This is a genomic window from Achromobacter denitrificans NBRC 15125, assembly GCF_001571365.1.
Lineage (GTDB): Bacteria > Pseudomonadota > Gammaproteobacteria > Burkholderiales > Burkholderiaceae_B > Achromobacter > Achromobacter denitrificans.
Genome location: NZ_BCTQ01000033.1, coordinates 44,713 through 71,537, shown reverse-complemented (window position 1 = coordinate 71,537; position 26,825 = coordinate 44,713). Strand labels below are relative to the sequence as shown.

The window sequence follows — 26,825 nt, the reverse complement described above, 5'->3', positions numbered from 1 at the left end:
GGCCTTCCAGCGGAACGCTGGCGCATGCCGGTGGCGCATCGATCCACCTCGGAAGACCGAGGCGTAGGATGGGTGGAGCGCGAGAGTTCTTAAGCAAGAAAACCGCCCTCCAGCGCGCGAAACCCATGCGGCCGTGGGCAGATTGTGCCTGGCATCGGCCGGAAAACAAGCGATTGCGGCAGCATGGGTTTCGCGTGTTCGGCTGTGAGCAGATTCTGTTCCGCAGCGGGCAAAAAACAATCTGCCCACAGCCGCATGGGTTTCGCGCGTTCGGCATCGGGTTTCTTGCCCAGGCATTGCCGCGCTCCACCCATCCTACACCCCCCCTTCATGCTTCGAACAACGCGAGCGCGTGCGCGTCGAAGCGCCGCAGGTTCGGGAACACGAGACGCAGATCGTCCGGGCTGGCGCCGAACCATCGGCCCAGCGAGGCGCCGAGCTGGTCCACGGCCAGGGTGGGCAGCAGGCGGCCGTTGTCGACGAAGCCGGGGCCGTCGCGGGCGATCTCGGGGTGCTGGCCGTAGCAGCGTCCGCCCCGGACGGCGCCGCCGAGCACGAAATGGTGCGAGCCCCAGCCGTGGTCGGAGCCGTTGCCGTTCGATCCCAGGGTGCGGCCGAATTCGGACGCGGTGAAGGTGGTGACCTGGTCGGCCATGCCCATCGCCGACAGCGCCTGCTGGAAGGCGGCCAGCGCCTGGCCGAGTTCCCGCAGCAGCGCCGGGTGGGTGTCGTTCAGCCCGGCGTGGTTGTCGTAGCCGTTCTGGGACACGAAAAAGACCTGGCGCCGCGCCCCGAGCGCTTCGCGCGCTCCGATGATGCGGGCGACGATCTTCAACTGCTGGGCCAGCGGCGTGGAGAACTCCCCGGGCACCGCGACGTCCGCCAGCGCGGCGCGCAAGCGCGCGTCGGCGTCGATGGACTGCGCGGCGATGCGCGACAGTTCGCGCTCCATCAGGTGTTCGCGCGGTTGGGTGATCAGCTGGCGCAGCAGCGCCGTGCAGTCGCTGGATCCGTACAGGTCGCGGGTCAGCAGGTCCATGCGTGTCGAGCCATTGATCCCGACTCGGTATCCCGCCACCCGGCGACCGGCCAGCAGCACCGTGCTGCCGCCCGCCGTGATGCCGGTGAAGGTGCGTTGCGCATTGGCGCCGGCGAACAGGTCGGTAAGCCGGCCCGCCCATCCCGAGGACGCGCCCTCGGGCGCCAGCGCCTGCCAGTACGATTGCTGGTCGTTGTGCGAAAAGAGCTTGGGAGGCAAGGGCACGCGCGCCCCGATGTATTCCGCCTTGGTGGTCGGCACCACCAGCGGGCCGATGTTCAGCAGCGCCGCCATGTCGCCGCTCTCGTACAAGGGCTTGAGCGGCGCCAGCGACGGCGCCAGCGCGAACTGGGCGCCGCCGGGCGCGGCTTCCTTGCCGCGCAGCGCGGTCGCCTGGAGGGCGTCGCGGGGCAGCGCGATATCGCCGCGCGCCTGGGCATAGGCGCGGTACGCCGCCGTGTCGTAGGGCACCAGGGAGTTGTACGGATCGTTGCCGCCGTACAGGAAAACGCAGACCAGCGCCTTGTACGACGTCGGCGCCGCCTGCGCCGCCGCCGCGCCCAGCGCCGCCAGGTTCAGCGCCAGTGGCGCGGCCGCATGCGTCGCGCCCAGGGTGGCCGCGCGCAGCAGGAATTCGCGACGGGCGGCTTTCATCGCAGGGCCGCCCCAAGATGAAAGGGCCCCCTTGGGGGGCAGCAAGCTCGCGCAGCGAGCGCGGCGTGGGGGCTCCAACCTCGCGGGGCCGCCCCAAGATGAAAGGGCCCCCTTGGGGGGCAGTAAGCTCGCGTAGCGAGCGCGGCGTGGGGGCCCCAACCTCGCAGGGCCGCCCCAAGATGAAAGGGCCCCCTTGGGGGGCAGCAAGCTCGCGTAGCGAGCGCGGCGTGGGGGCCTTTTCCCGCTTTCATTTCTGCACCAAGTATTCAGGGGTGGACGCGACGAGCGTAATCGCCGCCCGTACCCGGTCGCGCGGCCGATCGGCGGGAATCGTGGACACGGCGCGCGCGATCGCGGCGGCGGTCTGGGCGGAGAACGTGTCGCCCGCCAGCAGCAGCGCCACCCGCGCCACCAGCGCCGCCGGGTCGCGCGCCAGCGCGATTTCGGCGGTGTACGGCGTTTGCAGATCCTCCCAGCCGCGATCGACGTAGATGGCCAGGAAATTCAGGTAGCCGGCCACGCTGGTTTCGTCGGTGATCTGCAGTTCCGGCGCCACCAGGTGCCGGCGCGCCAGTTCCGTGACCGGTGGCACGTAGCGCGGGCGGAAGAAATTGAAGACGCTGGCCGAGCGCATCGGGCTCTGGGCCAGCCGTATCGTGTTGTCGGTGGTGTCGGGCATGGCCCAGGCGCCATTGGTGGAGTTGGCCCCGAATGCGCGTGCCCATCCGGAAAAGCGCAGGATGGGCTCGCGCACCTTGCCCCACTCGGGCGCGCTCAGGTCCGGCTCGCGCGCCTCCGGGTCCAGCAGGATGGCGCGCACCACGGCCTTGAGGTTGCCGCGCCTGCCGGTGCCGTCGTCGTCGAAGGCGGCCGCCACGCGTCCGACGTAGGCGTGGCTGGGGTTGCTCGTGACCAGCCGCTGGATCAACTGCGTGCCGATGAAGGGCCCCACGTTCGGATGGGCGCTGATGACCTCGACGGCGCGCTTGAGCGACAAGTGGCCGTCGGTGCCCGCGGGAATGACCGCGCCCAGGAAGCGCTTTTCCGCCATCGAGTGCAGCGCATTGTTCAGCGCCATCGGGCGGCGGTGGAATTCCACGTCCGTTTCCGGGCCGTTGATGTCCCAGCCGGTGAAGACCTTGGCCAGCCCTTGCACGTCCGCGTTGGAATAGGTTTCCACGGGCGCGCCGTCGACCATCCTGACGGCGCCGTCGGGCTCCAGCTCCAGCAGTCCGATGCTGAACAGCTGCATGATTTCCCGCGCGTAGTTTTCGTCGGGATGGCGGCCGGTCTTGGGGTCTTCCTTGCGGTTGCCGCGGTAGGTCAGCATGCAGCCCATGGACAGGTTCCGGCTGACGGCGCCCAGCAGTTCCGGATAGCTGCCCAGCGCGTGCTCGGCCAGCAGGTCCATGAAGCCGGCCGCGCCGAACAGCGGCCACGACGCGGTGATGGACGAGACGCCCACCACGAAGATTTCCGACAGCGAGAACGCCACCCGGGTGCGCACCTGGTCCGGCGCGGTGATGAACTTGCGCCACAGGGTGGATTCCAGCGGCGCGTTGATGCCATTGCCCTTGAAGGCCTCGGTGTTCTTGCCCTGCTGCAGCAGCCAGTCGAAATGCGTCTGCGACGGCGGCATCGCCAGCTGCGCGTCCAGCCACGCCGCATAGCCGTCGCGCACCACGGCGTCGATGTCGGCCGGCGTGGGGCCGAAGGTGGCCTGCGCCAGGAAGCGCGAGGCCTGGCCGGGGGTGGGGCGGGCGGAAGCGGGGGCAGCGGACTGCGGCGCAGCCGCTGACGGCGTAGCGGACATGCGCAGGCACCTCGTCGAATGCGAAAACCTACGGTACCGAAGCCCCGGGCGGGCTTCAATACCGTCATTCGGATGAGGGATTACGCCGAAAGCACGAGGCTCACACCGAGCGCGTGATGCCGCCGTCGATGCGGATGTTCTGGCCGGTGATGTAGGAAGAGGCGTCGGAGGCCAGGAAGGCGATCAGGTCCGCCACTTCCTCGGCGGTGCCGTAGCGGCCCATCGGGATGCGGACGCGGCGGTCTTCCTTTTCGGGCAGGCTGTCGATGAAGCCCGGCAGCACGTTGTTCATCCGCACATTGTGTTCGGCGTATTCGTCGGCGAATACCTTGGTGAAGGCGGCCAGGCCGGCGCGGAACACGCCCGAGGTGGGGAATAGCGCCTCGGGCTCGAAGGTGGCGTAGGTGGAAATATTGACGATGGCGCCGGCCTTCTGCCGTTTCATGATGGGCGCGACCAGGCGCGCGATGCGCACCACGTTCAGCAGGTAGAACTCCATGCCCAGGTGCCAGTCCTCGTCGCTGATGTCGAGCAGGGGGCCTTTCGGGCCATGGCCGGCGCTGTTGACCACGGCATCGACGCGGCCCCATTTCTGCATCGTGGCATCGACCAGCCGGGACAGGTCCTCGGGCGAGCGGTTCGAGCCGGTGACGCCCAACCCGCCCAGTTCCCCGGCCAGGGCTTCGCCCTTGCCGGACGATGACAGAATGGCCACGCGGTAGCCGTCGGCCGACAGCTTGCGCGCCGCCGCCGCGCCCATGCCGCTGCCGCCAGCGGTGACGATCGCCACTTTTTCCGTGCTCATGCTCGCTCCTGTGTCGGATGTTCGGGAGCGGCCATTGTAGGGGCGCGGCCGGCGCGCGGCGGCAGTTCCCCGGCCGCGGACAGGGCTGTCCCCGGCGCCGCGGCGGCTAGGGCGCGGCGCCGACGCGCCAGATCGCGTTGCCCACGTCGTCGGCCACCAGCAGGCCGCCCTGGCGGTCGATGGCCACGCCCACCAGCCGGCCCTGCGCCTCGCCGCTCTCGTTGAGAAAGCCCGTGAGCACGTCTCGCGCCGGTCCGTCCGGCTTGCCCTGGGAGAAAGGCACGAAGATGACTTTGTAGCCGCTGCGCGGATTGCGGTTCCAGGAGCCGTGCTGGCCCACGAACATGCCATCCGTGTAGGGGGCGGGCAGCCTGGCGCCGCCGGACCAGGCCAGGCCCAGCGAAGCGGTGTGCGGCCCCAGCGCGTAGTCCGGCACGATGGCGCGCGCCACCAGGTCGGGCCGTTGCGGCGTGACGCGGGTATCGACGTGCTGGCCGAAATAGCTGTAGGGCCAGCCGTAGAAGCCGCCGTCCCGCACCGAGGTCATGTAGTCGGGCACGAGGTCGCTGCCGAGTTCGTCGCGCTCGTTCACGGCGGTCCACAGCGTCTTGCCGTCCGGCGCCCAGGCCATGCCCACCGGGTTGCGCAGCCCCGTTGCGTACAGGCGCCTGGCGCCGCTGGCCAGGTCGATTTCCCAGATGGCCGCGCGGCCCTCCTCGATCTCCATGCCGTTCTCGGCCACGTTGCTGTTGGATCCCACGGACACGTACAGCTTGCCGCCGTCCGGGCTGGCGATCAGGTTCTTGGTCCAGTGGTGATTGATGCCGGCGGGCAGGTCGGCGACTTTTTCGCCGGGCGCGTCGATGCGGGTCTGGCCGGCCCGATACGGGTAGCGCACCACCGCATCCGCGTTGGCCACGTACAGCCAATCGCCCACGAGCGCCATGCCGAAGGGCGAGTTCAGGCCTTCCAGCAGGACGCTGCGCGTTTCCGCGATGCCGTCGTGGTCGGCGTCGCGCAGCAGGGTGATGCGGTTGGCGCTGAGGGTCCGGGCGCCGGCCCGCTTCATCACCAGCCCCGCCACCCAATCCTTCAGCCCGCCCGAGGCCGATTCCGGCTTGGGCGGCGCGTTCGTCTCGGCCACCAGCACGTCGCCGTTGGGCAGCACGTAGAGCCAGCGTGGGTGGTCCAGGCCGTCGGCGAAGGCGGTCACCGCCAGTCCGCTCGCGGGGATCGGATGCGCGCCCGGGGGCCAGCCGACGGCCTTGGCGGTTTTGACGGTGGGGACGGTGGTGGGATTGGGCGCGGGAAGCTGGGGCGTCGGCCCCATGCCCGCCTCGACGGGCAGGGTGGCCATTTCGCCGCATGCGCTGAGCGCGGCCAGCGCGAGGCCGGCCGCGGCCATGATGCGTAGGATAGGCATGATGCGACTCCTGGACGAAGTCCCATCATACCCATGCGGGCCCGCGCCCGCGCGGGTTCAATCGTCGAACCGGCTGCGCGTGACGGCGCCGGTTTGCGGGTCGACCCGCAGCTTGACGCGCTGGCCCTGCGGGTCGTAGGCCTTGACCTCGTAGCCGTGCTTGCTGGAGCGCTCGATCTCGGAGATGTTCCGGTAGCCGGCCGCTTCCATCTTGTCGTAGACCTGGCGGATCGTCAGCATCGGGGCCGCGGCGGGCGTCGTGGCGGCGGGGGCGGCGGCCGCTGGGGCGGGCTGCGGCGCCGTCTGTGCGAAAGCCGGGGCGCCGGCCGCCAGGACCGAACCGCCGATCGCCAGGGCCGCCAGGGTTTTCTGAACTCGGGTCATCATGGATATCTCCTTGGGTTTGAGGGGGTGTGCGTAGCCGTCCACACGGCCATGCAGCCATTATTGGGGCCGGCGCATGAACCGGTTCTGAAGCCGCCGTTCATGCGAGGTTCATGCGTTGCGCGGTATAAAAGACACTTGATCCATCCCCGTTTCAAGAGAGGCCCGGCGTTGCTCGACCGAGGAAGACCCCATGACCAGGCGTAGGCCCGGCCGCCTCATCCTGCCGGCCTGCGCGCTGGCGTTCGCGCTGGCCGCGGGCCCCGTGTCGGGCCTGGCCGACGAGAGCGACCACGAGCGCGCGCGGCAAGCCCTGGAGGCCGGCAAGGTTCTGCCCCTGGGCGCGGTGCTGGACATCGTCGAGCGCGACTTCCCGGGCCAGGTGGTCAAGGTGGAGTTCGAAGAAGACGACGACGAATTCATCTACGAGATCCGGGTGTTGCAAAGCGGCGGCAGCATCCTCAAGCTGAAAATCGACGCGCGCGACGGCACGCTGCTCGGGATCAAGGGCCGCGACATCAAATTCAAGGGCAAGCCCTGATGCGCATACTCGTGGTCGAGGACGAACCCACGCTGGCCGGCCAGCTCGTCGAGGCGCTGCGCGGCGCCGGCTACACCGTGGATGCCGCCGCCGACGGCGAATCGGCGCGCTACCTGGGCGACGTCGAAACGTTCGACGCGGTGGTGCTGGACCTGGGGCTGCCCGTCATGGACGGCCTGACCGTGCTGAAGGCCTGGCGCGCCGGCGGGCGCAATATGCCGGTGCTGATCCTCACCGCGCGCGACAACTGGCATGAGAAAGTGGCGGGCATCGACGCCGGCGCGGACGATTACCTGACCAAGCCTTTCCACATGGAAGAACTGCTGGCGCGGGTGCGCGCGCTGTTGCGCCGCAGCACGGCGCACGCCAGCGCCGAGTGGCGCTGCGGGCCGCTGGTGCTGGACACGCGCCAGGCCCGCGCCAGCGTCGACGGGCGGGCGCTTACGCTCACCAGCCACGAGTTCAAGGTGCTCTCGGTGCTGATGCAGCGGGCCGGCGAGGTGGTGTCGCGCAGCGAACTGACCGAGCACGTCTACGCGCAGGATCTCGACCGGGATTCCAACACCATCGAAGTCTTCATCGGGCGCTTGCGCAAGAAGCTGCCGCCCGACACCATCGAAACCGTGCGCGGGCTGGGCTACCGCCTGGCGGCCGGCGGATGACGCCGGCGCGGCGCGCCGCCGGGTCGCTGCGGCTGCGGCTGCTGGCCGGCACACTGGCCTGGATCCTGGTGTCCGTGGCGCTGGCGGGCTGGGGCCTGGCCAGCCTGTTCCGCCAGCACATCACGCAGCAGCTGCGGGCGGAATTGACGCTGCACCTGAACCAGCTCACGGCCGCCGTCAACATCGGCCCGGACGGACGGCCCGTGGTCGCCCCGCCGCTGAGCGATCCGCGGCTGGAGCAGCCTCTGTCCGGCCTGTATTGGCAGATCGACCGGCTGGCCGAGGGCGGGCGGCCCGGGGCGGCCGCCGTGGCGCGCTCGCGGTCGCTCTGGGACCAGACGCTGGAGGTGCCGCCGGGTGCGGACGGCGAGGGCGACCGGGAGTACGACATCGCCGGGCCGGCCGGCCGCGAACTGGCCGCGCTGGCGCGCGTCCTGAAGCCGGCGGAAGAGGACGCGGCGCCGCTGCGGCTGCTGGTGGCGGCCGACCGGGCCGTGCTGGCCGAGCCCATCGGGCGTTTCAACCATATGCTGGCGATCGCGCTGGGCACGCTGGCGGCCGGGCTGACCGTGGCCGCGATCGTGCAGGTGCTGGTCGGCCTGCGGCCGCTGGCCCGCTTGCGGCGGAAGCTGGCGGCGCAGAACGCCGGCGACAGCAACCGCATCGAAGGCAGTTTTCCCAGCGAAATCCAGCCCTTGGTCGACGACTTCAACAAGGTGCTGGCGATGAACGCCGAGATCGTGCAGCGCGCGCGGACCCAGGCCGGCAACCTGGCGCACGCGGTCAAGACGCCGTTGACCATCCTCGCCAACGCCGCCGCGCGCGAGGACGGCGCGCTGGCGGGCCTGGTGCGCGAGCAGGTCGGCATGGCGAACCGCCAGATCGATTACCACCTGGCGCGCGCCCGGGCCGCCGCGTCCTCCGACTCGCGCGACGGGCGCACGCCGCTGCGGGACACGGCGCAGGGCCTGCTGCGGGTGGTCCGGCGCCTGTACGCCCAGCGCGGGCTGAACGTGGAGGAGGCGGACATCGCGCCCGGCCTGGTCTTCCGCGGCGAACAGCAGGACCTGCAGGAAATGCTGGGCAATCTGCTGGACAACGCCTGCAAGTGGGCGGCCGGACGGGTGCTGGTCACCGCCGGGCAGGACGGGCCGGCGCACCTGCTGATCCACGTCGACGACGACGGCCCCGGCATCGAGGATCACGAGCGCGAACGAATCTTCCTGCGCGGCGTGCGCATGGACGAACAGCGCCCGGGTTCGGGCCTGGGGCTGGATATCGTGCGCGACCTGGCGGGTACCTACGGCGGGGAGGTGCGCGCGGCGCGCTCCCCGCTGGGCGGGCTCAGGGTATCGCTGCGGCTGCCGGCGGCCTGAGGCGGCGCGCCGGGCTACTTCACCAGCGTGACCGGCACGTCGGCCAGTTGCAGCACCTGGTTGGCGACCGAGCCGATCAGGATATTCGCCAGCGAGCCGTTGCCGCGCGTGCCCATGACGATGCGGGCGCAGCCGTGGTCGCGCGCGTAGCCGGCGATTTCGGTGGCGACGTGGCCGAAGGCCACCTGGCTGGCGTAGGCCGTGTCGGTCACGTCCAGCAGCTTGCGCGCGTCTTCCATGGCTTCCCGGCCTTCGCGGGCGTAGAAGTCGTCGATCATGTCTTGGGTGATCAGCCGCGACAGGCCGGCGCGCCCCTGCACGGGCGTCTGCACGTTCAGGAGGTGGATGCGCGCGGTTCCGGCGCCCTGGGCGAGCTGGCGGGCGTAAAGCACGGCGCGGTTGGCATTGTCGGAGCCGTCGACGGGGACCAGGATGTTCAGCATGGATGCTCCTCGATGCGTTACTTGACCAGCGTGACGGGCAGTTCCGTCAGGTGCAGGACGCGGGTCGCGACCGAACCCAGGAACCAGGACGAAACGGAACCCAGTCCGCGCGAGCCCATGTAGATTTCGTCGGCCTCGCATTCGTCGGCCACGCGAACGATGGTGTCCGCCGCCGCGCCGACTTCCACGCGCGCCTGGAAGGGCACGCCGGCGTCGGTCAGCAGGGCGCTGGCCGCTTGCAGCGCGGCCTGGCCTTCTTCCTGGTGATAAGCGTCGATCTCGGCCTGCGACAGGCCGCGGCCGATCTTGCCGGCCTGCAGGGGGATCTGGACGGTGAGCAGTTCCACGCGCTCGACGGGGTCGTAGCGGCGGGCGTCGAGCAAGGCCCGGACGGCGTGGGTGGACTGCTGCGAGCCGTCCACGGGAATCAGGATGCGTTTCAAGAGCGTCTCCTTGTGCGCGCCGCGGGCGGCGTATTGGTCCACTTTATCTCAATTATTGGCCGAATCCCGCCGCCGCGAAATGCGCCGGATCAAATCGCGGCCGATCAGCGCCAGCGTTCGGGCAGGGTGTCCGCTTCCAGCGCCTGGCCGAGCAGGCGGCTGGCCAGTTCGCCCAGGGCGGCGGCGTCGCCGCTGGTCTCCAGCCGCAGCGAACCCGGGCCGTCGGCGCGCAGCAGGGCGCGCTCCTGCAACTGGTGGCGCAGCCTGCGCGCCACCGGGGCGCCGGTCTCAAGCAGCGGCACGCCGGGCCCGGCCGCCGCCTCGATGGCGTCGCGCAGGAAGGGGAAGTGCGTGCAGCCCAGCACCAGCACGTCGGCGCCGGCCGCCCGCAGTTCCGCGACGGGGGCGCGCACGGCGGCCTCGGCCTCCGGGCCGTCGAGCACGCCGCGCTCCACCAGCCGCACCCATTCGGGGCAGGGCTTGAACAGGATGCGCACCTCCGGCGCCTCGCGCCGGACCAGGGCGGCGAACTTGGGGCTGGCCAGGGTGCCGGTGGTGGCGAACACGCCCACCACGCCGCTGTGGGTCAGGTGCGCGGCCGGCTTGATGGCGGGCTCCACGCCGATGATGACCAGTTCGGGATGGCGCTGGCGCAGCGGCGCGATGGCCGCCGCGGTGGCGGTGTTGCACGCCACCACCATGGCCTTGGCCTGGCGCGACACGAAGTAATCGGCCAGCGCGGCGGCGCGGCGCTCCACGTACTCCTGCGTTTTCTCGCCGTAGGGCACGTGGGCGGAATCCGCCACGTAGAGCAGGGACTCGTGGGGCAGCGCGTCGCGGATGGCGCGCAGCACGCTCAGCCCGCCGACGCCGGAGTCGTAGATGCCGATGGGGGATTCGGAATGCATGGAAGGAATGCGGATTGCGGTGTCCGGCAGTGTAGCGCCGCCCTAGGCCAGCGATTCCTTCCGATGCAGGCGGGCCTCGTCGATCAGCCGGCGGGCCGCGCCTGACAGCGGCGCGTCGCGCCAGATCAGGTTCAGGGGAGCGCGCAGTTCGGTGGGCTGGCTCACGCTGACGTAGACCACGCCTTCAATGTTCACTCGGCGCAGCGACGCCGGCACCAGCGATACTCCCAGGCCGGCCGCCACCAGGCTCAGCGTCGACAGCATGCGCGGCGCCTCCTGCGCGACGCGCGGGCTGAAACCGGCGGCGCTGCAGGCCGCGATGATGGCGTCGTACAGGCCGGGGCCGCTGTGCCGGCGATAGAGGATCAGGGATTCGTCCGCGAGCTCGGACAGCGCGATGCGCTTGCGCGCGCGCCCCTTGACGGCCGGATGGTCGGCCGGAAACGCGGCCAGCATCGTTTCCTCCAGCACCGTTTCCACCACCACGCCGCGGTCGGGGCCGTAGGCGCCGCGGATGAAGGCCACGTCCACGCGGCCCTCGCTGACGTCCTCCATCAATTCGCCTGTGCTGCTTTCCTCCAGCACCAGCCGCACGTTCGGCGCGGTCTCCCGGAAGCGCCGGATGACCGAAGGCACGAAGGGGTGGAAGGCGGCCGAGCCGGTGAAGCCCACGGTCAGGCGGCCGGCCTCGCCCTGCGAGACGCGGCGCACGCCTTCCACCGCCTGCTCCGTCAGCGCGATGATGTTGCGCGCGTCGTCCAGCAGCGCGCGGCCGCTCTCGGTCAGTTCCATGCCGCGGGGCAGCCGGTGGAACAAGGTGACGCCAAGCTCCTGCTCCAGCACGCGAATCTGCTGGCTCAGTGGGGGCTGGCGGATGCCCAGCCGGGCGGCGGCCTTGGTCAGGTGGGATTCTTCGGCCACGGCCACGAAGTAGCGGAGCAGGCGCAAATCAACGGATGCCATATTCAACCAATATGATTCATAAGCTAGTCATATATTAGACATTATCTGGTGGGAGGAGTAGGCTGCAATCTCTTTATCCATAAAAACGATGAACGCAGCACCTTCCACCCCCGAGGCCGATCTGCGGCCTCCGCCCACTTGCGGGCAATTGTTCTACGGCTTTCTCATGCTGGGCCTGACCGCCTTCGGCGGCGCCCTGCCGCTGGCGCGCCGCATGGTCGTCGAAAAGCACCGCTGGCTCAGCGGCCAGGAATTCACCGATCTGCTGGGGCTGTGCCAGTTCCTGCCGGGCGGCAACATCATCAACCTCTCGGTCGCGCTGGGCATGAAGTTCCGCGGGCCGCGCGGAGCCTTCGCGGCGCTGATGGGCCTGATCCTGGCGCCGTCGATCATCGTGGTCATGCTGGGCATGGTGTACGACCGCTACCAGGACGATCCGCACATCCAGCACCTGTTCGCCGGGCTGGCCGCCGCCGCGGCGGGGCTGCTGATCTCGATGGCGGTGAAGATCGGCGCGCCGGTGCTCAAGCGCCGGGACTGGCTGGCCGGCGTGGTGGCCACGGCCTGTTTCATCGCCATCGCCGTGCTGCGCATTCCGCTGCTGCCCACCATGGCGGTGCTGACGCCGCTGAGCATCCTGATGGTCTGGAGGCAACGTCGATGATCCATACCCTGATCGCCCTGGCCTTGATCTTCGCCGAGCTGTCGGTGCTGGCGTTCGGCGGCGGCAACACCATCCTGCCCGAGATGCAGCGCCAGGTCGTGGAAGTGCACGGCTGGATGACGGCGGCGGATTTCTCCGCGCTGTTCGCCCTGGGGCAGGCCGCCCCGGGCCCCAACCTGATGGTGGTCACGCTGGTCGGCTGGCACGTGGCCGGCGGCCTGGGCGTGCTGGTCACCACCATCGCCAAGTTCGGCCCGTCGTCGGTGATCACCGTCATCGCCCTGGGGCTGTGGGAACGCTTCAAGGACCGCCCCTGGCGCGGCGTCATCCAGGCGGGCATCTTCCCCATGACGGTGGGGCTGGTGGCGGCCAGCGCCGCGCTCATCACCGAGGCCTCGGTGCATACCTGGCTGCTGGGGGCCATCACCGCGGCGGTGGCGGTGCTGGGCAGCGTCACCCGCATCCATCCCCTGTGGCTGCTGTTCGGCGGCGCGCTGGTCGGTTTGCTCGGCATCGGTTAGGGTAGGGCCTGTCGACAGGCCCTCCGGCCTGCCACCCGGAAAGGAGCCCCGCGGGCGCAAGGCCCGGGGGCGCCGCGCAGGAGCCTCCCATGCCGCCGCTCAAGGACTTCGAGCCCGAGACCTCCGCTTCATCCGTCGCCAGCCTGCCGTTCTTCCACGCCCACCGCCGCCTGGTACTGTGCGCGGGCCTGCTGCTCGTCGCCGCCGGCGCCCTGTACGCCGCGGGCGTGCCGCCGGTGCTGGCGCTGCTGCTCGGATTCGACGCCGGGGCGCTCGTCTTCCTGGTGCTGACGGTCCGGGTCTTCGGCCGCACCAGCGCGGCGGCCATGCGCCGGCATGCGCAGGAGCAGGACGTCGGGCGCACCGGCGTGCTGTGGAGCAGCGTGGCGCTGTCCTGCATGGTGATGATGGCCCTGTGGGTGGAACTGCGGACCGTGGGCGGTTCGGCCAGCGCCATCGCCGTGCTGGCCGCCGCCGCGACCATCATCCTGTCCTGGCTCTACATGAACATGATCTTCGCGCTGCATTACGCGCATGGCTACTACGGCCATCTCAACGCGATGCACAAGGGGCTGGACTTCCCGGGCACGGCCGATCCCGACTACTGGGACTTCGCCTATTTCGCGCTGGTGCTGGGCATGACGTTCCAGGTATCGGACGTGCAGATCGTGAACCGGCGGCTGCGCCGCACCGCCCTGACGCACAGCGTCATCGCCTTTTTCTTCAATGTGTTCATTATCGCCATCAGCGTGAACGTGGCGGCGGGGCGGGTCTAGGGCCTGCCCGGAACAGGCCCTGGCCGGACGCGGGCGCCTGCCCGCGTCCGCGGGGCGAGGTCAGGCCGCGCCCAGGCGCCAGAGCGAAGTGACTTCCTTCGAGCGCGCCGCGTGCAGCGGGTCGTTCGGGTCTTGCGCGCGGCCGTGCGTAGGCCGCGTGTCGATGCGTTCGATGACGCGCAGGCCGGCCCGGCTGATCATGTCCAGCAGCGCTTCGCGGCTGCGCAGGCCCAGGTGCTCGGCCAGGTCCGACAGGATCAGCCAGCCTTCGCCGTTGGGCGTCAGATGCGCCGCCAACCCGCCGAGGAAGCCGCGCAGCATGCGGCTGTCGGGATCATAGACGGCATGTTCGACGGGCGAGCTGGGGCGCGCGGGCAGCCAGGGCGGGTTGCAGACGATCAGCGACACCCGGCCCTCGGGGAACAGGTCCGTCTGTTCGACGTCGACCTGCTTGGACAGGCCCAGCCGCTCCAGGTTTTCGCGGGCGCAGGCCAGGGCGCGAGGATCCGTGTCGGTGGCGATCACGCGCTTGCCGCCGCGGCGCGCCAGCACGGCGGCCAGCACGCCGGTGCCGGTGCCGATGTCGAAGGCCACGCTGCCGCGCGGCATCGGGGTGCGCGCCACCAGGTCGACGTACTCGCCGCGCAGCGGCGAGAACACGCCGTAGTGCGGATGGATGCGGGCGTTCAGCGCGGGAATCTCCACGCCCTTCTTGCGCCATTCGAACGCGCCGATCAGGCCCAGCAGTTCGCGCAGCGAGGCGACGTAGGATTCGGCGGCCGGGCCGTGCGCTTCTTCGCAGGCCAGCTTCGCGTCGGGCGCGCGGCGCAGCGGAATGCCGTGGCCGGCGTCGAACGGGATCAGCAGCATGCCCAGGATGCGGGCGCGTTGCGACTGGATCTGGCGGTGCTGGTTGAACGCGTCCAGCAGCGTGTCCACGGGCTTGCGGGGGCGCTTGTCGACCCGCCGCGTCATGGCCTGCAGCAGTTGCCGCGCATTCTGGAAGTCGCCGCGCCACAACAGGCCGACGCCTTCGCAGGCCTGGCGGTAGGCCATGTCCGCGGTCATCGTGTCGTCCGCGACCACGACGCGCTTGGGCGGCGCGGCGCCGGATTCGGAACGCCAGCGGGCGGAGTGCGGGGTCTGGTTTTCTTCCCAGTGGATTTCAGGGGCGGTCAACGGGTCGCTCCAGCAAGGCGGGGCGCGCGGGGCAGGGTGGTCATGGAGAAAGCAAAAAGAAGGGGCGCGGGCTGCCAATGTAGCAGCTTAGCGCCCCGTCGCGGCAGGCTTGGCCCGCCGCGCTCCTTGATGCCGGCGTCAGTGGAACAGCACCACGGCCTTCTGCAGCGTGATCCAGATGCCCCAGGCCAGCGGGATGCCCACGCAGGCCCAGGCGAACAGCACCAGGGCGGCCGGGGTGCGGAACGTGGACGCGCCGACGCCATGCGTTTCCGAGGCGGCCGCGCGTTCATGCGCCAGCGCCTTTTCGCGGGCCAGTTCCTCGTCGTTCATGAAGTACTTCGGGTTGACCGGCCGGATCGCCAGGTTGCACAGGAAGCCCAGCACCAGCATGCCGGCCAGGATGTACATGGTGATGTCGTATACCTGCGCGCGCGGCACGCCGATGGACAGCTGGTATTCGCGGATGTAGTTCACCAGCACCGGCCCGAAAATGCCGGCCGCGGACCAGGCGGTGAGCAGGCGGCCGTGAATGGCGCCCACCATCTGCGTGCCGAACAGGTCGGCCAGGTAGGCCGGCACCGTGGAGAAGCCGCCGCCGTACATGGACAGGATGACGCAGAAGGCGGCCACGAACAGGGCCAGCGCGCCCATGTGCGCGGTCCAGGGGATGGCCGCGTACAGCGCGAAGCCCAGCACGAAGAAGACGAAGTACGTCATCTTGCGGCCCAGCTTGTCCGACAGGCTGGCCCAGAAGAAGCGGCCGCCGATGTTGAAGAGGCTGAGCAGGCCGGTGAAGCCGGCGGCGATGGCGGCGATGGCGGCCAGCTGGCTCTTGTCCAGCTGCGTGTAGCTCAGTTCGGGCTGGTTGATCAGCCCGCCGCCGAACACTTCCTGCAGCAGCGGCGAGGCCATGCCCAGGATGCCGATGCCGGCCGTGACGTTCAGGCACAGCGCCCACCACACCAGCCAGAACTGCGGGACGCCCCAGACGCGTTGCACGTGCACGTGGCCCTTGGTGATCATGGCGTTGCCGGCATGCTTGGCCGGCGCGGTCCAGCCTGCGGGCTTCCAGCCGGTGGGCGGCACGCGGTAGCCCAGCGCGCCCGACATCATGAAGACGAAGTACACCGCCGCCATGGTCAGGAAGGTCTGCCAGACGCCGGGCGACTCCGGGGTGGCGAAGTGGCGCATCAGCAGGTCGGCCAGCGGCGCGCCTATCATGGCGCCGCCGCCGAAGCCCATGATGGCCATGCCGGTGGCCATGCCGCGGCGGTCGGGGAACCACTTGATCAGGGTGCTGACGGGGGAGATGTAGCCCAGCCCCAGCCCGATGCCGCCGATCACGCCGGATCCCAGCCACAGCATCCACATCTGGTGCAGGTAGACGCCCATGGCGGAGATCACCAGGCCGCCGCACCAGCACAGGGCCGATACCACGCCGGCCTTGCGAGGGCCGGCGCGTTCCAGCCAGCCGCCCCACAGCGCGGCCGAGCAGCCCAGCAGCACGAAGAACAGGGTGTACATCCACCCCATGGTCGAGATTTTCCAGTCGCAGCTGGTGGTGAACAGCTCGGCCGCCAGGCTCATGTCGGGCGGGCAGGCCAGCGGCTTGGATCCGCCGACCATCTTGGACAACGGCAGCCAGAAAACCGAGAAGCCGTAGGCCATGCCGATGCACAGGTGGATGGCAAGCGCGGCGGGGGGCACCAGCCAGCGGGAGAAGCCCGGGCCGGCGATCGTGCGTTCCTTGTCGAAAAAACCCGGTTTGGAACCGGGCAGGTCCAGCGTGGCGGTACTGTCCATATTGTCTCCTTTGGGGGCGCTTTATAGCGTGCTCGGATCAAAAATGGAACGATCCGGCCGCCGCTTTCTTGTTTGAAGCCGTGCTGCCTGGCCTGCCGCGCTACTGCGCGCGGACGAGCGGGGTGAGGCGCTGGCGGTTCTGCGTGACCGCTTCCAGCACCAGGGGATGCAGACGTTCCTCGCCGGCGTCGCCGTCGGGTCGCTGCTCCAGGAATCCCAGGAGCTCGTTGCGCATGCGCGGCTCCCAGAACTTGTGGATATGGTTGGCCACGCCCTCCAGCGCTTCCGGCCGGTCGGGCATGGCCTCGAAGAACTGGCCGATGCGGTTGGCCATGCGGATCAGATTGCCAATTTCCATGCTTGCGTGAGGTCCGGTTCAGGGGGTGATGCGTTCAGGGTGGGAGTACAGCGTGGCGTCGTCGCCGCGCAGGAAGCCCAGCAGGGCCACGTTGGCGGAATCGGCGAGGCGGATGGCCAGCGCGGTGGGCGCGGATACGGCCGCGAGCACGCCTACGCCCGCCGACGCCGTTTTCTGCACCATTTCGAAACTGGCCCGGCTGGACACGGCGAACATGCCGTCGCCCGCCCGCAGGCCCTGGCGCGCCAGGGCGCCGACGAGCTTGTCCAGCGCGTTGTGGCGGCCCACGTCTTCGCGCACCAGCCTCACCACGCCGTCGGCGCCGGCCCAGCCCGCGGCATGGGTGGCGCCGGTGAGGTCGTGCAGCGCCTGGCGCGCGCGCATGTCGCGCATGGCGGCCAGCACGGCCTGGGCGCGCACCGGCGCGGAAGGGGGCACTGGAGCCACCGGCCGCAAGACCTCGGGCAGCGTTTCCACGCCGCACAGGCCGCAGCCCGTGCGGCCCGCCATGGCGCGCCGGCGGGTCTTGAGCCGAACCTCGCAGGCCGTGGAGATTTCCACCTGGACCACGATGCCGTCGCACTGCGGCAGCAGATCGATGCCGCGCACGTCGCCGATGCCGTCGATGATGCCTTCCGACAGCGAGAAGCCCACGGCGAAATCTTCCAGGTCGGCCGGGGTCGCCAGCATGGTGGCGTGGCTGATGCCGTTGAATTCGAGCGCCACCGGCGTTTCCTCGGCCACCAGGTCGGATTCGGCGCCGGGTTCGAGCGCGCCCGCGCGCAGGCGGATGACCTGGACCTGCGCGCAGTCGGCGCGGGGGGAGAGCGAGGAAGTGGGCATGGCGGCGTCCTGGCGGTTCTGGCTGGCGGTTATTTCCCGGTCAGCGCCGCTTCGCTCTCGCGCGCCCGTTCGCGCAGGAGCTTTTGCTGGATGTCCGCGAAGCGCGACCACTGGCGCTGCCATTCCGACGGCTGGGACACTCGCGTGACCTGCACGGCGGTGACCTTGTACTCGGGGCAGTTGGTCGCCCAGTCGGAACTGTCGGTCGTGACGACGTTGGCGCCGGACTCGGGAAAGTGGAACGTGGTGTATACCACGCCCGGCTGCACCCTGTCGGTCAGCGTGGCGCGCAGCACGGTCTCGCCCGCGCGGCTCTGCACCCCCACCCAGTCGCCGTCGCGCACGCCGCGGTCCTCGGCGTCCTGCGGATGCAGCTCCAGCAGATCCTCGCCATGCCACACCACGTTGGGGGTGCGGCGGGTCTGCGCGCCCACGTTGTACTGCGACAGGATGCGGCCGGTGGTCAGCAGCAACGGGAAGCGGCGCGTGCTGCGCTCGTCGGTGGGCACGTACTTGGTGATCATGAAGCGGCCCTTGCCGCGCACGAACTCGTCGATGTGCATGATGGGCGTGCCGTCCGGCGCCTCGTCGTTGCACGGCCATTGCAGGCTGCCCAGCCGGTCCAGCTTGGCGTAGCTGACGCCCGAGAAGGTGGGCGTCAGGCGGGCGATCTCGTCCATGATCTCGCTGGGATGGCGGTAGTCCATGGGATAGCCCAGCGCGTTGGACAGCGCCACCGTCACTTCCCAGTCGGACTTGCCGTTCTTGGGCTCCATCACCTTGCGCACCCGCGAAATGCGGCGCTCGGCGTTGGTGAAGGTGCCGTCCTTCTCCAGGAACGAGGAGCCCGGCAGGAACACGTGCGCGTACTTCGCGGTTTCGTTGAGGAACAGGTCCTGCACCACGATGCACTCCATGGCCGCCAGCGAGGCCGCCACGTGCTGCGTATTGGGATCGGACTGCACGATGTCCTCGCCCTGGCAGTACAGGCCCTTGAACGATCCGGCCAGCGCCGCCTCGAACATATTGGGAATGCGCAGGCCGGGCTCGGGCTGCAGGGTCACGCCCCAGTCCTGCTCGAACTGCGAGCGCACCGTGTCGTCGGAGATGTGGCGATAGCCCGGCAGTTCGTGCGGGAAGGAGCCCATGTCGCACGAACCCTGCACGTTGTTCTGCCCACGCAACGGATTCACGCCCACGCCTTCGCGGCCGACGTTGCCGGTGGCCATGGCGAGGTTGGCGATCGCCATGACGGTGGTCGACCCCTGGCTGTGCTCGGTCACGCCCAGGCCGTAGTAGATGGAGCCGTTGCCGCCGGTGGCATACAGCCGCGCGGCGCCGCGCACGGCCTGCGCCGGCACGCCGGTGATTTCCTCCATCGCTTCGGGCGAATTCTCGGGCAGCGATACGAAGTCGCGCCACTCCTTGAAGGACTTGGCTTCGCAGCGTTCCGCCACGAAGGCCTCGTCGATCAGGCCCTCGGTGGCGATCACGTGCGCCAGCGAGGACAGCAGCGCGGTGTTGGTGCCGGGCCGCACCTGCAGGTGGAAGTCGGCCTTGATGTGCGGCGAGCTCACGAGCTCGATGCGGCGCGGATCGATCACGATCAGGCGGGCGCCCTGGCGCAGGCGGCGCTTCAGGCGCGAGGCGAACACCGGATGGCCGCTGCTGGGATTGGCGCCCATGACGATCACCACGTCCGTGTGCATGACCGAATCGAACGTCTGCGTGCCGGCGGATTCGCCCAGCGTCTGCTTCAGGCCGTAGCCGGTGGGCGAGTGGCAGACCCGCGCGCAGGTATCGACGTTGTTCGTGCCGAAGGCGGCGCGCACCAGCTTCTGCACCAGCCAGGTTTCTTCGTTGGTGCAGCGCGAGGAGGTGATGCCGCCCACCGCGTCGCGGCCGTAGCGGCCCTGGATGCGGCGGAATTCGGAGGCCGCGTAGCCGATCGCTTCTTCCCAGGACACTTCCTTCCAGGGATCGGTGATGTGCTTGCGGATCATGGGCTTCGTCACGCGCTCCTTGTGCGTGGCGTAGCCCCAGGCGAAGCGGCCCTTCACGCAGGAATGGCCGCGGTTGGCCTGGCCGTCCTTCCAGGGCACCATGCGCACCACTTCCTGGCCCTTCATTTCCGCCTTGAAGCCGCAGCCCACGCCGCAATAGGCGCAGGTGGTCACGACCGAATGCTCGGCCTGGCCCATCATGATGACGGTCTTTTCCTGCAGGGTGGAAGTCGGACAGGCCTGCACGCAGGCGCCGCAGGACACGCACTCGCTGTCCAGGAAGGGCTGGTCCTGCCCGGCCGACACGCGCGATTCGAAGCCCTTGCCGGAAATCGTCAGCGCGAAGGTGCCCTGCGTTTCCTCGCAGGCGCGCACGCAGCGGTTGCAGACGATGCACTTGGACGGGTCGTAGGTGAAATACGGATTGGACTCGTCCTTCTCGCTCTTCAGGTGATTGGCGCCGTCGTAGCCGTAGCGCACGTTGCGCAGGCCCACCACGCCCGCCATGTCCTGCAGCTCGCAGTCGCCGTTGGCCGGGCAGGTCAGGCAGTCCAGCGGGTGGTCGGAGATGTAGAGCTCCATGACGCCGCGGCGCAGATCGTGCAGCTTCGGCGTTTCGGTGTACACCACCATGCCGTCCTCGGCCGGGGTCGTGCACGAGGCGGGGTAGCCGCGCCGGCCTTCGATCTGCACCAGGCACAGGCGGCACGAGCCGAAGGGTTCCAGGCTGTCGGTGGCGCACAGCTTGGGGATGTTGATGCCGGCCTCGGCGGCCGCGCGCATCAGCGAGGTGCCGGCGGGCACCGTGATGGCCTGGCCGTCGATGGTCAGGGTGACGGTTTCGAGGGACTCGCGCGCCGGCGTGCCCAGGTCGCGATCGCGCTTGATGACGGTTTCTAGCATGGCGGTCTCGGGTTCAGGCCGCATGCGCGGCAGGCTGGGAGGACTCGATGCCGAAGTCCTGCGGGAAGTGGTTCAGCGCGGACAGCACGGGGTAGGGCGCCATGCCGCCCAGCGCGCACAGCGAGCCGGCCAGCATGGTGTCGCACAGGTCGCGCAGCAGGTGCACCTGCTGCTCGCGGTCGGGGCCGCCGGCGGCGATCTTGTCCAGCGTTTCCACGCCGCGGGTGGAGCCGATGCGACAGGGCGTGCACTTGCCGCAGGATTCGATGGCGCAGAACTCCATCGCGTAGCGCGCCATGCGCGCCATGTCGACGGTGTCGTCGAAGGCCACCAGCCCGCCGTGGCCGATCATGGCCGAGATGCGGATATAGGCTTCGTAGTCCAGCGGCACGTCCCATTGCGATTCGGGCAGATAGGCGCCCAGGGGGCCGCCCACCTGCACCGCGCGCAGCGGCCGGCCCGAGGCGCTGCCGCCGCCGAAGCCGTAGAGCAGGTCGCGCAGGGTCAGGCCGAAAGCCTTTTCCACCAGCCCGCCGTGCTTGAGGTTGCCCGCCAGCTGGAAGGGCAGCGTGCCGTGCGAGCGGCCCACGCCGTAGTCGCGGTAGTACGCCGCGCCCTTGGCCAGGATGATGGGAACGGTGGCCAGCGAGATCACGTTGTTGATGACGGTGGGCTTGCCGAACAGGCCCGAGACGGCCGGCAGCGGCGGCTTGGCGCGGACCACGCCGCGCTTGCCCTCGATGCTCTCCAGCAGCGAAGTCTCCTCGCCGCAAATGTAGGCGCCCGCGCCCATGCGCACTTCCAGGTCGAACCGGCGGCCGCTGCCGTGCACGTCCTCGCCCAGCCAGCCCACGCTGCGGGCCCGCGCGATGGCGGCTTCCAGCGTTTCGATGGCTTGCGGGTACTCGGAGCGCACGTAGAGGTAGCCGTAGGTCGCGCCCACGGCCAGGCCGGCGATGGTCATGCCTTCGATCAGCACGTAGGGGTCGCCTTCCATCAGCAGGCGGTCTGCGAAGGTGCCGGAGTCGCCCTCGTCGGCGTTGCAGACGATGTACTTCTGGCTGGCGGCGGCCGCGGCCACGGTCTTCCACTTGATGCCGGTGGGGAAGGCCGCGCCGCCGCGGCCGCGCAGGCCGGAGGTCACCAGTTCGTCGATGATCTGGCCGGGCTCCATGGCCAGCGCCCGCTTGAGCCCCTGCAGGCCGCCGTGCGCGGCGTAGTCCTGCAAGGACAGGGGATCGGTCACGCCGACGCGCGCGAAGGTCAGGCGTTCCTGGTGCTTCAGATAGGGGATCTCTTCGGTCGGGCCCAGGCGCAGCGCGTGCTCGCCGCCCGTCAGCCAGCCGGCCTCGAACAGCCCGGCCACGTCCTCGGGCTGCACCGGCCCGTAGGCGATGCGGCCCTGCGGCGTGGCGATTTCGACCAGCGGTTCCAGCCACAGCAGCCCGCGCGACCCGTTGCGCACGATCTGCACGGACAGGCCGCGCTCGTCGGCGGCGCGCTCGATGTCGCGGGCGACCTCGTCCGCGTCCATGGCCAGGGCGGCCGCGTCGCGCGGCACGTAGATGACGATGGGGGCGCTCATGACCTGGCCTCCCGGGTCCGGGCCAGCAGGCGGTCCAGCTTGTCCGGCGTGACGCGGGCCTGCGGACGGCCATCGATCATGACCGCCGGCGACTGGGCGCACAGGCCCAGGCAGTACACCGGCTCCAGCGAGAACTCGCCGTCGAGCGTGCGGGAATGGAAATCGCAACCCAGCGCCGCGCGCGCATGCTCGGCCAGGCGTTCGCCGCCCATGGCCTGGCAGGACTCGGCCCGGCAGACCTCCAGCTTGTGGCGCGCCGGCGGCTCGGTGCGGAAATGCGGGTAGAAGGTGATGACGCCGTGGACTTCGGCGCGGGACAGGTTCAGGGCCTCGGCGATGGTCTGCACCGCCGGGGCCGGAATACAGCCCAGTTCGTGCTGCACGGCGTGCAGCACCGGAAGCAGGGGGCCGGGCTGATCCTTCAGCCGGGCGAGGATGCGGGCGGTGGCCGCGATGGCCGGGGTGGGGGACGCCTGGGCCGCGTCCAGGGCCATCTGGCCGCCCCGGGCGCCGCCGCTGGACGCCAGATCGGATGTTGCCTCGCGCTGTTGCACGTCGGTCTCCTCCTGCGTTGCTGTTGTCTGGGACGGATGCTTTTTGGGGTTTTTATATGTTTTCATGTGCATATAAAATGCCCGTCCGTCGCGTTATTTGTGTACTCTAGCGGGGTAAATGAACGCGTTCAATAAGAAATAAATGACATATAAATTCCGCATCGGCCTGCGGCCGCAATGGACGCTGGGCGGCGACGGCGAATCGGCGCCCGTGCCCTTGCAGGACATGCTCGCGTTGCTGTCGGCCATCGACGCCACCGGCAACATCGCCGGCGCCTGCCGCGCCTGCGGACTGTCGTACCGGCATGCCTGGGGCGTGCTGCGCCGTTTCGAGGAGATCTTCGGCACGCAGCTGCTGATCACCAACCGCCGCCAGGGCACCCAGCTCGCGCCGTTCGCGCAGCGCCTGCTGTGGGCCAACCGGCGCATCGAGGCGCGCCTGATGCCCACGCTGGACAGCATGGCGTCGGAACTGCAGGAAGAGCTGGAGCGCCTGCTGCCCGAAAGCGGCCCGCACCTGCGGCTGCATGCCAGCCACGGCTTCGCGGTGGAATCGCTGATGCAGCACATGGGCAGCCGCAAGCCCGGCCTGGAACTGCGCTACCGCACCGCCATCGAGGCGCTGGCCTCGCTCGAACGCCACGAATGCGATCTGGCCGGTTTCCAGGTGCCGCTGGGCGACTTCGAGGCGCCCATCATGGAGCGCTACGCGCAGTGGCTGCACGCGGACGAATACATGCTCATCCACCTGGCGGTGCGCAACGCCGGCCTGTTCGTCACGGCCGGCAACCCCAAGGGCATACGCGGCATGGCGGACCTGGCGCGCCCCGACGTGCGCTTCGTCAACCGCCAGATTGGCTCCAGCACCCGTTACCTGGTAGGGCTGATGCTGCAACGCGCCGGGGTCTCGATCGGCGAAGTCCAGGGCTATGAAACCAACGAGTTCACCCACATGGCCATCGCCGCGCACATCGCCAGCGGCATGGCGGACACCGGCATGGGGGTCGAAACCGCCGCCTGCCGCTTCGGGCTGGACTTCATTCCCCTGGTGCGCGAACGGTATTTCTTCGCCATCCGCAAGTCCTCGCTGGAAACGCCCGCCATGCGCGACCTGCTGTCCATCATGCGCAGCCCGGACTACGTCGGCTACGTCGGCCAGCTCGTCGGCTACGACGCCCGCGACACCGGCCGGCTGCAAACCCTGGAAGAGGCGTTCCCATGAGCGCCGGGCGCCCTCCGCCGGGATATGATGTCCCCATGAGCAAAGTGATACTCCTTGCCGATCACCGCGGCGGCCGCCAGGCCCTCGCCGCGCCCGGGGAATTGCCGCCCGCCGGCCAGCCCGCGCTCGACCTGCGCGCGCGGCCCCTGCGCGATCTCCGGATATCGGTCACGGACCGCTGCAACTTCCGCTGCACCTACTGCATGCCGCGCGAGGTGTTCGACAGCAGCTATACGTTCATGCCACATTCGGCGCTGCTTTCCTTCGAGGAAATCAGCCGGCTGGCGGGCATCTTCACGCGGCTGGGGGTGGAGAAGATCCGCCTGACCGGCGGCGAGCCGCTGCTGCGCAAGCACATCGAAAACCTGGTGGGCATGCTGGCCGGCTTGCGCACCCCGCAAGGCCGCCCGCTGGACCTCACCCTGACCACCAACGGCAGCGTGCTGGCGCGCAAGGCCGCCGAACTCAAGCGCGCCGGGCTCACCCGCGTCACCGTCAGCCTGGATGCGCTGGACCCGGCCATGTTCCAGGGCATGAGCGACAGCGGCTTCACGCCGGACGACGTGCTGCGCGGCATCGATGCCGCGGCCGAGGCCGGCCTGGCGCCGGTGAAGGTCAACATGGTGGTGCGGCGCGGCCTGAACGACGGCCAGATCCTGCCCATGGCCGAGCGCTTCCGTCACACCGGCCACACCCTGCGTTTCATCGAGTACATGGACGTGGGCAATACCAACGGCTGGAACCTCGCCGAGGTGGTGCCCAGCCGGGAGGTGCTGGACCGCATCGGCGCCGTCCACCCGATCGAGCCCGTGGTCGACGGCGAGATGGGACGCGTGGCCGAGCGCTGGCGCTACCTGGACGGCGGGGGCGAAATCGGCGTCATCTCCAGCGTCACGCACGCTTTCTGCGGCGGCTGTACGCGCGCGCGCCTGTCGCCCGAGGGCAAGCTCTTCCTGTGCCTCTTCGCGCACGAAGGCCACGACCTGCGGGCGCCGCTGCGCGACGGGGCCAGCGACGACGAGCTGGCGCGCATCCTGTCGGGCATCTGGGCCGCGCGCGGCGACAACTATTCGGAACAGCGCGGCCGCAACATGGCCGATCCGTCGCGCAAGATCGAAATGAGCTATATCGGTGGCTGACTCGGCGGCTGAATCCCGCGCGGCGTCCGCCGCGGCCGGCATTGCCGGCCTGATCCTGGCCGGCGGGCAGGGCGCCCGCATGAACGGGCAGGACAAGGGGCTGGTCATGCTACGCGGCGAACCCATGGTGGCGCACGTCGCGCGCCGCCTGGCGCCCCAGGTGGGCCGGCTCATCATCAGCGCCAACCGCCACACGGAGCGCTACGCCCCCTACGGCGAGGTCGTGCGCGACGGCGAGCCGGAACTGGGCGTCTGGCAAGGGCCGCTGCTGGGCATCGCCGCGGGGCTGGCCGTGGCCGGCAGTGCGGAATGGCTGGTGGTGGCGCCCTGCGACACGCCGTTCCTGCCGTCCGACCTGGCCGCCAGGCTGGTCGCGGCGGCCCGGTCCGCGGATGCGCCGCTGGTCTATGCCGTGGCCGGCGGCCAGCGGCATTCGGCCTGCATGGCCGTGCGCGCCTCGCTATTGCCCGACCTGCTCGGCTACCTGAGAGGCGGCGACCGCAAGGTGGGTTTGTGGCAGGCCAGGATGGGCGGCGTCGAAGCCCGCTTCGACGACGCGCCCGAGGCCTTCGTGAACGTCAATACGCCCGAAGAACTGGCGGCGGCGGAACGCTACGCCAGCCAGTGACGCAGGTCGTAATAAGCGACCCGCTCTCCGTCCTGCACCAGCACGTCCGCCGCCAGGCGGGCCAGGCCGGTGGACCAGGGCAACGAACTGATCACTCCCGAACCCTGATGGCCGTAAGGCACCAGCTCGGCGCTGCCGTCGTCCGCGACGCGGCGCTGCACCCGCAGGAATTCCTCGCGGGCGTCCTGGCGCGGATGCTCGGTGCGCAGGGGCAGCTGGCTGATCGGCGGGAACAGCGTTTCGCGGCCCTGCATCCGGCGCACCAGGGGCGTGACCAGCATGGCGAACACCGCGTAGGCCGACACCGGATTGCCGGGCAGGCTCACCACGGGCTTGCCGCCGATGTTGGCCAGCGCCACCGGCTTGCCCGGCTTCATGCGCACCTTCCACAGCGACAGCTCGCCGCCCAGCGCGGCCAGCGCGGGCTTGACCAGGTCGCGTTCGCCGACCGACACGCCGCCCACGCTCAGCACCAGGTCGCAGTCGGCCAGCAGCGTCTTGAAGGCGGCCAGCAGGTCTTCCTCGGTATCGCGAGCGTGCAGGACGTGAACGGGCAGGGCGCCCATGCCGCGCGCGAGCGCGGCCAGCATGGGGCCGTTGGAGTTGTAGATCTGCTCGGTCGCGCGCGGCTGGCCGGGCAGGACCAGCTCGTCGCCGGTGGTCAGGATGCCTACGCGCAATTGGCCGAAGACGCGCACGCTGGCCAGGCCTTGCGAGGCCAGCAACGCCACGTGCGCGGCTTCGAGCAGCGTGCCCGCGGCCAGCAGCGGCGCGCCGGCCAGGGTGTCCTCGCCGCGCCGGCGGATGTGCTGGCCGGGCTTGGGCGGGCGCGAGATTTCGACCTGGTTGTCGGCTTCCGTGGTGTCTTCCTGCATGACGACGGTGTCTGCGCCGTCGGGGATCACGCTGCCGGTGAACAGGCGGATGGCATGGCCGGGCTTGAGCGGCTCGGGCACGTCGCCGGCGTAGCAGCGCTGCTGGATGGGCAGCCGGACGCCGGCGCCCCAGTCGGCCGCGCGCAGCGCGTAGCCGTCCATGGCGCTATTGTCGGCCGGGGGGATGTCCACGGTCGCGTCGAGATCGCCGGCCAGCACGCGGCCGGCGGCGTCCGCCAGGCTGACTTCCTCGTGGCGCTGCAACGGGCCGGCGGCGTTGGCCAGCAGGGTCTGGGCTTGATCGAAATCCAGCAT

26 protein-coding genes are annotated in these 26,825 nt (G+C 69.8%); 9 read left to right on the top strand and 17 right to left on the bottom strand.

What is annotated here, in order from left to right:
* Nucleotides 1–328: 328 nt before the first annotated feature.
* The 5 genes from ADE01S_RS23590 to ADE01S_RS23570 all read right to left on the bottom strand — a co-directional run bounded on the left by ADE01S_RS23590 (nucleotide 329) and on the right by ADE01S_RS23570 (nucleotide 6,118).
* A complete protein-coding gene (locus tag ADE01S_RS23590) occupies nucleotides 329–1,693 on the bottom strand; it encodes a DUF1501 domain-containing protein (protein ID WP_062684169.1) in 1,365 nt (454 codons plus the stop codon).
* Between the two features lie 247 nt (nucleotides 1,694–1,940).
* Nucleotides 1,941–3,506, bottom strand: coding sequence for a DUF1800 domain-containing protein (locus tag ADE01S_RS23585; RefSeq protein WP_062684168.1), 1,566 nt, complete (start codon nucleotides 3,504–3,506; stop codon nucleotides 1,941–1,943).
* A 100-nt stretch (nucleotides 3,507–3,606) separates the two neighbouring features.
* Nucleotides 3,607–4,311, bottom strand: coding sequence for an SDR family oxidoreductase (locus ADE01S_RS23580; protein ID WP_062684167.1), 705 nt, complete (start codon nucleotides 4,309–4,311; stop codon nucleotides 3,607–3,609).
* A 106-nt stretch (nucleotides 4,312–4,417) separates the two neighbouring features.
* A complete protein-coding gene (locus ADE01S_RS23575) occupies nucleotides 4,418–5,734 on the bottom strand; it encodes a PQQ-dependent sugar dehydrogenase (RefSeq protein ID WP_062684166.1) in 1,317 nt (438 codons plus the stop codon).
* A gap of 57 nt (nucleotides 5,735–5,791) precedes the next feature.
* Nucleotides 5,792–6,118 (bottom strand): PepSY domain-containing protein, encoded by a 327-nt coding sequence (locus tag ADE01S_RS23570; RefSeq protein WP_172600294.1) that lies wholly within the window; start codon nucleotides 6,116–6,118, stop codon nucleotides 5,792–5,794.
* A gap of 193 nt (nucleotides 6,119–6,311) precedes the next feature.
* On the opposite strand from ADE01S_RS23570, the gene ADE01S_RS23565 reads away from it, so the two are divergent.
* Genes ADE01S_RS23565 through ADE01S_RS23555 form a run of 3 tightly spaced genes read left to right on the top strand, consistent with a single transcriptional unit; the run spans nucleotide 6,312 to nucleotide 8,697 of the window.
* Nucleotides 6,312–6,659 (top strand): PepSY domain-containing protein, encoded by a 348-nt coding sequence (locus ADE01S_RS23565; RefSeq protein WP_062684164.1) that lies wholly within the window; start codon nucleotides 6,312–6,314, stop codon nucleotides 6,657–6,659.
* Complete coding sequence (locus ADE01S_RS23560; RefSeq protein ID WP_062684163.1) at nucleotides 6,659–7,321, top strand: response regulator transcription factor; 663 nt, start codon at nucleotides 6,659–6,661, stop codon at nucleotides 7,319–7,321. Before ADE01S_RS23565 ends, ADE01S_RS23560 begins: the two co-directional genes overlap by 1 nt.
* Nucleotides 7,318–8,697: an ATP-binding protein gene (locus ADE01S_RS23555; protein ID WP_062684162.1), complete on the top strand. Its 1,380-nt coding sequence runs from the start codon at nucleotides 7,318–7,320 to the stop codon at nucleotides 8,695–8,697. The genes ADE01S_RS23560 and ADE01S_RS23555 overlap by 4 nt, the downstream gene beginning before the upstream one ends.
* A 14-nt stretch (nucleotides 8,698–8,711) precedes the next feature.
* Here the strand turns inward: ADE01S_RS23555 and ADE01S_RS23550 are convergent, their stop codons facing one another.
* The 4 genes from ADE01S_RS23550 to ADE01S_RS23535 all read right to left on the bottom strand — a co-directional run bounded on the left by ADE01S_RS23550 (nucleotide 8,712) and on the right by ADE01S_RS23535 (nucleotide 11,454).
* On the bottom strand, nucleotides 8,712–9,140 hold the full coding sequence (locus ADE01S_RS23550) for a universal stress protein (protein ID WP_062684161.1): 429 nt from the start codon (nucleotides 9,138–9,140) through the stop codon (nucleotides 8,712–8,714).
* Nucleotides 9,141–9,157: 17 nt separating this feature from the next.
* Nucleotides 9,158–9,583 (bottom strand): universal stress protein, encoded by a 426-nt coding sequence (locus ADE01S_RS23545; RefSeq protein ID WP_062684176.1) that lies wholly within the window; start codon nucleotides 9,581–9,583, stop codon nucleotides 9,158–9,160.
* A gap of 104 nt (nucleotides 9,584–9,687) precedes the next feature.
* Nucleotides 9,688–10,491, bottom strand: coding sequence for a glutamate racemase (murI, locus tag ADE01S_RS23540; protein ID WP_062684160.1), 804 nt, complete (start codon nucleotides 10,489–10,491; stop codon nucleotides 9,688–9,690).
* A gap of 42 nt (nucleotides 10,492–10,533) precedes the next feature.
* Nucleotides 10,534–11,454: a LysR family transcriptional regulator gene (locus ADE01S_RS23535; protein ID WP_062684159.1), complete on the bottom strand. Its 921-nt coding sequence runs from the start codon at nucleotides 11,452–11,454 to the stop codon at nucleotides 10,534–10,536.
* 88 nt (nucleotides 11,455–11,542) lie between these two features.
* On the opposite strand from ADE01S_RS23535, the gene ADE01S_RS23530 reads away from it, so the two are divergent.
* From ADE01S_RS23530 to ADE01S_RS23520, 3 genes are all read left to right on the top strand, one after another.
* Complete coding sequence (locus tag ADE01S_RS23530; protein WP_062684158.1) at nucleotides 11,543–12,118, top strand: chromate transporter; 576 nt, start codon at nucleotides 11,543–11,545, stop codon at nucleotides 12,116–12,118.
* Nucleotides 12,115–12,639, top strand: a complete 525-nt coding sequence (locus tag ADE01S_RS23525) for a chromate transporter (RefSeq protein WP_062684157.1) — start codon at nucleotides 12,115–12,117, stop codon at nucleotides 12,637–12,639. Before ADE01S_RS23530 ends, ADE01S_RS23525 begins: the two co-directional genes overlap by 4 nt.
* 89 nt (nucleotides 12,640–12,728) lie before the next feature.
* Entirely contained in the window at nucleotides 12,729–13,415 is a 687-nt protein-coding gene (locus ADE01S_RS23520; protein WP_062684156.1) for a DUF1345 domain-containing protein, read from the top strand.
* 60 nt (nucleotides 13,416–13,475) lie between these two features.
* Here ADE01S_RS23520 and ADE01S_RS23515 read toward each other — a convergent pair whose 3' ends face one another.
* From ADE01S_RS23515 to ADE01S_RS23485, 7 genes are all read right to left on the bottom strand, one after another.
* Complete coding sequence (locus tag ADE01S_RS23515) at nucleotides 13,476–14,594, bottom strand: methyltransferase (protein WP_062684155.1); 1,119 nt, start codon at nucleotides 14,592–14,594, stop codon at nucleotides 13,476–13,478.
* A 138-nt stretch (nucleotides 14,595–14,732) separates the two neighbouring features.
* Nucleotides 14,733–16,400: an OFA family MFS transporter gene (locus ADE01S_RS23510; RefSeq protein WP_062684154.1), complete on the bottom strand. Its 1,668-nt coding sequence runs from the start codon at nucleotides 16,398–16,400 to the stop codon at nucleotides 14,733–14,735.
* A 100-nt stretch (nucleotides 16,401–16,500) separates the two neighbouring features.
* The gene (locus tag ADE01S_RS23505) at nucleotides 16,501–16,758 is read right to left on the bottom strand and encodes a formate dehydrogenase subunit delta (RefSeq protein WP_062684153.1); all 258 of its coding nucleotides are present in this window, start codon (nucleotides 16,756–16,758) and stop codon (nucleotides 16,501–16,503) included.
* A gap of 18 nt (nucleotides 16,759–16,776) precedes the next feature.
* Nucleotides 16,777–17,601: a formate dehydrogenase accessory sulfurtransferase FdhD gene (gene fdhD / locus ADE01S_RS23500; protein ID WP_062684152.1), complete on the bottom strand. Its 825-nt coding sequence runs from the start codon at nucleotides 17,599–17,601 to the stop codon at nucleotides 16,777–16,779.
* A 29-nt stretch (nucleotides 17,602–17,630) separates the two neighbouring features.
* Entirely contained in the window at nucleotides 17,631–20,507 is a 2,877-nt protein-coding gene (fdhF, locus tag ADE01S_RS23495; protein WP_062684175.1) for a formate dehydrogenase subunit alpha, read from the bottom strand.
* Between the two features lie 13 nt (nucleotides 20,508–20,520).
* Nucleotides 20,521–22,092, bottom strand: a complete 1,572-nt coding sequence (locus tag ADE01S_RS23490) for a formate dehydrogenase beta subunit (RefSeq protein ID WP_062684151.1) — start codon at nucleotides 22,090–22,092, stop codon at nucleotides 20,521–20,523.
* Nucleotides 22,089–22,646, bottom strand: coding sequence for a formate dehydrogenase subunit gamma (locus ADE01S_RS23485; RefSeq protein ID WP_062684150.1), 558 nt, complete (start codon nucleotides 22,644–22,646; stop codon nucleotides 22,089–22,091). The genes ADE01S_RS23490 and ADE01S_RS23485 overlap by 4 nt, the downstream gene beginning before the upstream one ends.
* Nucleotides 22,647–22,788: 142 nt before the next feature.
* Here ADE01S_RS23485 and ADE01S_RS23480 point away from each other — a divergent pair, with 142 nt between their 5' ends.
* From ADE01S_RS23480 to mobA, 3 genes are read left to right on the top strand one after another with little or no spacing between them, the layout of a single operon-like run.
* Nucleotides 22,789–23,868, top strand: coding sequence for a substrate-binding domain-containing protein (locus ADE01S_RS23480; RefSeq protein ID WP_062684149.1), 1,080 nt, complete (start codon nucleotides 22,789–22,791; stop codon nucleotides 23,866–23,868).
* 35 nt (nucleotides 23,869–23,903) lie between these two features.
* Nucleotides 23,904–25,007 carry a GTP 3',8-cyclase MoaA gene (gene moaA / locus ADE01S_RS23475; RefSeq protein WP_062684148.1) on the top strand — a complete coding sequence of 368 codons (1,104 nt, stop codon included), beginning with the start codon at nucleotides 23,904–23,906 and terminating at the stop codon, nucleotides 25,005–25,007.
* Nucleotides 25,000–25,635, top strand: coding sequence for a molybdenum cofactor guanylyltransferase MobA (mobA, locus tag ADE01S_RS23470; protein ID WP_255220871.1), 636 nt, complete (start codon nucleotides 25,000–25,002; stop codon nucleotides 25,633–25,635). Before moaA ends, mobA begins: the two co-directional genes overlap by 8 nt.
* Here the strand turns inward: mobA and ADE01S_RS23465 are convergent.
* Nucleotides 25,620–26,825 (bottom strand): molybdopterin molybdotransferase MoeA, encoded by a 1,206-nt coding sequence (locus ADE01S_RS23465; RefSeq protein WP_062684147.1) that lies wholly within the window; start codon nucleotides 26,823–26,825, stop codon nucleotides 25,620–25,622. The genes mobA and ADE01S_RS23465 overlap by 16 nt on opposite strands.

What these genes read in the sequence shown, in the direction of transcription:
- ADE01S_RS23555 (WP_062684162.1), top strand. Translation starts at nt 7,318, where the DNA reads ATGACGCCGGCGCGGCGCGCCGCCGGGTCGCTGCGGCTGCGGCTGCTG.
- moaA (WP_062684148.1), top strand. Translation starts at nt 23,904, where the DNA reads ATGAGCAAAGTGATACTCCTTGCCGATCACCGCGGCGGCCGCCAGGCC.
- ADE01S_RS23525 (WP_062684157.1), top strand. Translation starts at nt 12,115, where the DNA reads ATGATCCATACCCTGATCGCCCTGGCCTTGATCTTCGCCGAGCTGTCG.
- ADE01S_RS23535 (WP_062684159.1), bottom strand. Translation starts at nt 11,454, where the DNA reads ATGGCATCCGTTGATTTGCGCCTGCTCCGCTACTTCGTGGCCGTGGCC.
- ADE01S_RS23510 (WP_062684154.1), bottom strand. Translation starts at nt 16,400, where the DNA reads ATGGACAGTACCGCCACGCTGGACCTGCCCGGTTCCAAACCGGGTTTT.
- ADE01S_RS23565 (WP_062684164.1), top strand. Translation starts at nt 6,312, where the DNA reads ATGACCAGGCGTAGGCCCGGCCGCCTCATCCTGCCGGCCTGCGCGCTG.
- fdhD (WP_062684152.1), bottom strand. Translation starts at nt 17,601, where the DNA reads ATGCCCACTTCCTCGCTCTCCCCCCGCGCCGACTGCGCGCAGGTCCAG.
- fdhF (WP_062684175.1), bottom strand. Translation starts at nt 20,507, where the DNA reads ATGCTAGAAACCGTCATCAAGCGCGATCGCGACCTGGGCACGCCGGCG.
- ADE01S_RS23590 (WP_062684169.1), bottom strand. Translation starts at nt 1,693, where the DNA reads ATGAAAGCCGCCCGTCGCGAATTCCTGCTGCGCGCGGCCACCCTGGGC.
- ADE01S_RS23520 (WP_062684156.1), top strand. Translation starts at nt 12,729, where the DNA reads ATGCCGCCGCTCAAGGACTTCGAGCCCGAGACCTCCGCTTCATCCGTC.
- ADE01S_RS23465 (WP_062684147.1), bottom strand. Translation starts at nt 26,825, where the DNA reads ATGCTGGATTTCGATCAAGCCCAGACCCTGCTGGCCAACGCCGCCGGC.
- ADE01S_RS23490 (WP_062684151.1), bottom strand. Translation starts at nt 22,092, where the DNA reads ATGAGCGCCCCCATCGTCATCTACGTGCCGCGCGACGCGGCCGCCCTG.
- ADE01S_RS23560 (WP_062684163.1), top strand. Translation starts at nt 6,659, where the DNA reads ATGCGCATACTCGTGGTCGAGGACGAACCCACGCTGGCCGGCCAGCTC.
- ADE01S_RS23585 (WP_062684168.1), bottom strand. Translation starts at nt 3,506, where the DNA reads ATGTCCGCTACGCCGTCAGCGGCTGCGCCGCAGTCCGCTGCCCCCGCT.
- ADE01S_RS23530 (WP_062684158.1), top strand. Translation starts at nt 11,543, where the DNA reads ATGAACGCAGCACCTTCCACCCCCGAGGCCGATCTGCGGCCTCCGCCC.
- murI (WP_062684160.1), bottom strand. Translation starts at nt 10,491, where the DNA reads ATGCATTCCGAATCCCCCATCGGCATCTACGACTCCGGCGTCGGCGGG.
- ADE01S_RS23505 (WP_062684153.1), bottom strand. Translation starts at nt 16,758, where the DNA reads ATGGAAATTGGCAATCTGATCCGCATGGCCAACCGCATCGGCCAGTTC.
- ADE01S_RS23570 (WP_172600294.1), bottom strand. Translation starts at nt 6,118, where the DNA reads ATGACCCGAGTTCAGAAAACCCTGGCGGCCCTGGCGATCGGCGGTTCG.
- ADE01S_RS23575 (WP_062684166.1), bottom strand. Translation starts at nt 5,734, where the DNA reads ATGCCTATCCTACGCATCATGGCCGCGGCCGGCCTCGCGCTGGCCGCG.
- ADE01S_RS23550 (WP_062684161.1), bottom strand. Translation starts at nt 9,140, where the DNA reads ATGCTGAACATCCTGGTCCCCGTCGACGGCTCCGACAATGCCAACCGC.
- ADE01S_RS23580 (WP_062684167.1), bottom strand. Translation starts at nt 4,311, where the DNA reads ATGAGCACGGAAAAAGTGGCGATCGTCACCGCTGGCGGCAGCGGCATG.
- ADE01S_RS23480 (WP_062684149.1), top strand. Translation starts at nt 22,789, where the DNA reads ATGACATATAAATTCCGCATCGGCCTGCGGCCGCAATGGACGCTGGGC.